Genomic DNA, 4,114 nt, shown 5'->3' with positions numbered 1-4,114 from the left:
CGCAGGGTGTCGAGCGCGCGTACCCCGAACGGCGTGAAGCCGATGCCGGTCTTGACGCCGGCCAGTGCGGAATAGTCGAAGACCAGGGTGGTCGTTCCGCCGCGCATCACGCGCGCCAGCAGCGAGTCGGTGTCGCGGCGGCCGTCCTCGGCCAGCTTCGCCTTCCCGGCGACGATCGACGCGTATTCCGGGTCGCTGTGCGCCTCGGCGAGTGCGTGTTCCGCAGAGACTGCCAGGTTCCGCGCCTCTTCGGCGCTCAACGGTCGCTCGAGCGGGAAGGTGAAGGTTCTCGCCCCACGATCCTCGAGCGTCGGGATCGGAGTCGTCTCCTCGAACCCGGTCTGCTTCGACCCCACGCTGGCCCGGATCGGAACCAGCGTATAGATGGTGCGCAGGGTGTCGAGCGCGCGTACCCCGAACGGCGTGAAGCCGATGCCGGTCTTGACGCCGGCCAGTGCGGAATAGTCGAAGACCAGGGTGGTCGTTCCGCCGCGCATCACGCGCGCCAGCAGCGAGTCGGTGTCGCGACGGCCGTCCTCGGCGAGGTTCGTCTTCCGGGCGACCATCGACGCGTATTCCGGGTCGCTGCGCGCCTCCGCGAGAGCGGCGCGAAGGTCGGCGTCCGTCGCCCGCAACGCCTCGGCGGCAAGGTCGGTCAGGGTCACGCTGTCGGCGAGGATCCTGGTCTTCCACGACGGCGCGATCCGGTCCAGGAGCGTCGCGATCGCCATGCCGGAGTAGTAGAGGCGGTCGCGGATCGGCGACGTACCGTAGGGGTCGTTGTTGACGTTGACCTCCCCCCGCATGGCGCTGACCATCCGGCGCACGCGCGCTTCGCGGAACTCGGCGAGACGCGTGAACCCATGAAAGCCCTGATACAGGAAGAGGGAGTCCGACGGGCGGCGGCCCTCCAGGGCCCGCATGAGCCCCAGCTCGACGTACTTGGCGAGCCCCTCGCTGAACTCGTTGCCGTCTTCGTAGGCGACCGCCGGACGCGGCAGGCGCTGTCGGCGGTCGCGCCGGACCGCGAGCCAGCGCAGCGCGGCGGCCCGGAGCGCCTTCGCGTCGGTCACCCGCATGCAATCGGCGAGCGCCTTGCCCTCGAGCGCCATGCCGACGTTGTTCTCGACCGACAGGCAGGGGTAGAGGCGGACGTCGCGCTCGTTCGCGCGCTTCTGAGGCGCCCGGCGCGCCTGAAAGACGTGAAACGCCTCATGCGCGATCGTCGCCATCTCCTCGTAGAGGTCGGGCACCAGGTCGCGTTCGTAGTTCAGATCCGCGAGCTTCGTCTCGGTCGGACGCGCGTCTCCCAGCAGGCCGCGGATCTGCTCCTTGAGCCGCGAGGGAGTGTCCGCGACGACCAGGGTCGGCACGCCATCGATCTCGGTCGAGGTGTTCTGGCCGTCCCACGAGAAGGTGGTCGGGCCGTCGCGCAGGAAGAGCGCGCCGGGCTCGAACGCCGTGCGCCCCCGGTAGCGCACGAACCCTTTCGGCGGGTGCGGATGGTGGATGAGGGCGTCCTGGACGCCCGGCAGATAGACCAGGATCGGCGTGTCCGCGGCGTTCCAGCCGGGCCAGACCGGATTGCGGGGCGTGCCGATCACCTGCCAGACGGTCCGAGCTTCGAGCAGCAGGCGCGGATCGACGCGCAGGTCGCGATTCGTATCGGCGGCGAACGTCACTCCGGGTGCGGCGAGCAGGGCGAGCAGCAAGGCGAGCACGATCTTCACGGGACCTCCAGGGACCCAATGTGGTGCCGGCACCGGCCGGGAGTGCAATATACTACGAATCGTAGTAGTGTGCCAGAGTAGCCTTCGCGGCCGTGCTGGCGGCCGCGGGTCAACCGGGGAGGGACGATGGCCGGCCATGGGCTGAGCGAGCTGGAGGGGGTCGTGCTGGGGATCGTGTGGAAGTTCGGCCCCTGCACGCCGCACGCGATCCGGTCTCATTTCTTCACGTCGCGCAGCGCGCGCTTCAGCGGCAGCGCGGGGGCGATCTACCCGCTCGTCGTCCGCCTCGAACGCGCGGGCCTGCTTCGGTCGCGGGGTGATCTTCGCCGCCGCCAGCGACGCCGCCTGTACGAGATCACACCGGCCGGGCGGCGGGGCCTGGTGACGTGGATCGCTCCCCCGTTCCGCGAGCAGGACCTCGGCGCGGTGCACGACCCGATTCGCTCTCGGGTCTACTTCCTGGCCGCGCTGCCCCCCGCCAAACGCAGGCGATTCTTGGGCGAGGCCGAGACAGGGCTGCGGCTCACGCTGGATCTCATGAAGCAGGACCTGGCGGGCTACCGTCGCGCGGGATCGCATTTCAGCGCCCTGGCGATGCGCGGCGCGATCAGCCTGACGCGCGCGCAGCTGCGCTGGCTCGCGGCGATCGGCAAGGATGTGGTCCGTGAAGAGGCGCGGCACGGGGAGGGAGCGCTCCCCGGAACGGACAGCCGCGGACGCTAGCGGGCCATGCCCAGGATCGGCATGCGGCGGGTGAAGACCTTCCCTCCCGCGTTCATCCGGACGAAATAGATGCCGCGCGCCATGTGCTGGAGCTTCAGAGTAGCGCTGTGTGCGCCCATTCCCTGAACGCCGTCGGCCAGGCCGGCCACCCGGCGCCCCGCGACATCGAAGATCGCCAGGGTCACCTCGCCGGGCTGAGCGAGGGTGTATTCGATCGTGGCGCGCCCTCCTTCGAGACGAGGCAGCGCCAGTGAGGTCGTGAACGCGATACCCGTGCCCCGCGAATCTTTCATCGTCATATCCATGTGGCCTTCCCCGGGACAGCCCTCGCGCGAGTTGAAGATCTGTCCGTCGTTGACGACCCGGCGAACGCCCGCTTTGCCCGGCACTCCGACCAGAACGGTGCCGTCGGCGGTCCCTCCGTCACGACTCACCGCCGTGAACGAAACGCGGTAGACGCGACCGTTCCCGCCCTCCAGGCGTTCCCGCCGCAGGTAGAGCTGTCCATCCACGATCTTGGCGTCGAAGCAGGCGTCATCGCCTTCCATGTCCATCGCCCCCGAGCCCATGGCCATCGCGGGGTGACCCGGAACCGACGTCATCGCGGCCGCAGTCCTGGACGGCGCGAGCCGCGAGATCGGCTCGTCCTGGGTCACGCCGGTCACATGCACCGTAACCGGGGCGCCGGTCGAGTCGCTCACACCGGTGATTTTCACCGGCACCATGGAGCGATCGGGCGGCCACAGCCGCGAAGGCTCCGCCTTGGCGGTCGCCACGGACGGCTTTCCGCCCCTGGGGGGAACCACCGTGAACTGCCGCATCATGTCGTTGTCTTCGTGCTCGAGCATGTGGCAGTGGAACACGAAATCGCCCAGGTAGCCGTCGGGGCCGAACCGCATGATGACGCGGAGCAGCTCGTGGGGCTTCACGTTCGCCGTGTCCTTCCATCCGGCCTCTTCGGGGTTCGGCGGCCTGCGATCCGAACCGGGAACGACCTTGCCGTCGACGACCTGGAAGCTCGAGCGGTCCAGCACCTGGAACTGGACCAGGTGCAGATGGATGGGGTGCGTCTCCGAGGTCTCGTTCGCGAACTGCCAGATCTCGGTGGTGCCCAGGACCGGAAATTCGGTCACTTCGTCCCAGCCGAAGTCCCCAAAGCGGAATTTCTGGAGGCTCTGATCGAAACGGAGCTCGAACGTCCGGGTCCGCGTGGCCTGGCTCTCGGGAATGCGCTCCATGGGAGTCAGCGCGGTTGGCAGCGGCGCCGTCCAGCCGGGCGATCCCGAGACGATGAACTTCATGACCCTCGAGGCCGCCGGATCCGAGGGATCCATCTGGCCCGCCTCGAGCTTGTCCTGGAGGAGCACTTCCGAACCGGGGGCGTAGCCCGCGAAGTCGAGCACCAGATCGGCCCGCTCCGCCGGACCCAGCGTGATCTCCCTGACTTCGACCGGGGCCGGGAGCAGGCCGCCGTCGCTGCCGATCACCTGGAACGGGTGATGATCGGACAGGGCGAGCGTGAAGATCCGGTGGTTGGAGCCGTTCAGCACGCGGAAGCGGTATCGCCCCGGGTCCACGCTGAGCTTGGGCCAGACCTTTCCGTTCACCAGAACCTTGTCCCCGAAGAACATCGGCGTCCACTCGGCCGGATACTGGAGCGA

3 protein-coding genes are annotated in these 4,114 nt (G+C 68.7%); 1 reads left to right on the top strand and 2 read right to left on the bottom strand.

The window, feature by feature from the left end; all coding sequences use genetic code 11:
• Positions 1-1,730 (bottom strand): hypothetical protein (locus VE326_10635; protein HYJ33664.1); only part of this gene is annotated, 1,730 nt, incomplete at its 3' end.
• A 126-nt stretch (positions 1,731-1,856) separates the two neighbouring features.
• On the opposite strand from VE326_10635, the gene VE326_10630 reads away from it, so the two are divergent.
• Positions 1,857-2,453 carry a PadR family transcriptional regulator gene (locus tag VE326_10630; GenBank protein ID HYJ33663.1) on the top strand — a complete coding sequence of 199 codons (597 nt, stop codon included), beginning with the start codon at positions 1,857-1,859 and terminating at the stop codon, positions 2,451-2,453.
• On the opposite strand, the gene VE326_10625 is transcribed toward VE326_10630, so the two are convergent.
• Positions 2,450-4,114, bottom strand: a 1,665-nt coding sequence (locus VE326_10625; protein ID HYJ33662.1) for a multicopper oxidase domain-containing protein, incomplete at its 5' end; no start/stop codon positions are given. The genes VE326_10630 and VE326_10625 overlap by 4 nt on opposite strands.

The sequence above is a fragment of the Candidatus Binatia bacterium genome (genome assembly GCA_035631035.1).
Classification (GTDB): domain Bacteria; phylum Eisenbacteria; class RBG-16-71-46; order SZUA-252; family SZUA-252; genus DASQJL01.
Note: the sequence above shows the minus strand (reverse complement) of the source record. Positions and strands in the feature narration are given on the sequence as shown.

Excerpts from the sequence above, each read along its gene's own strand:
- VE326_10630 (HYJ33663.1), top strand. The coding sequence starts at position 1,857 with ATGGCCGGCCATGGGCTGAGCGAGCTGGAGGGGGTCGTGCTGGGGATC.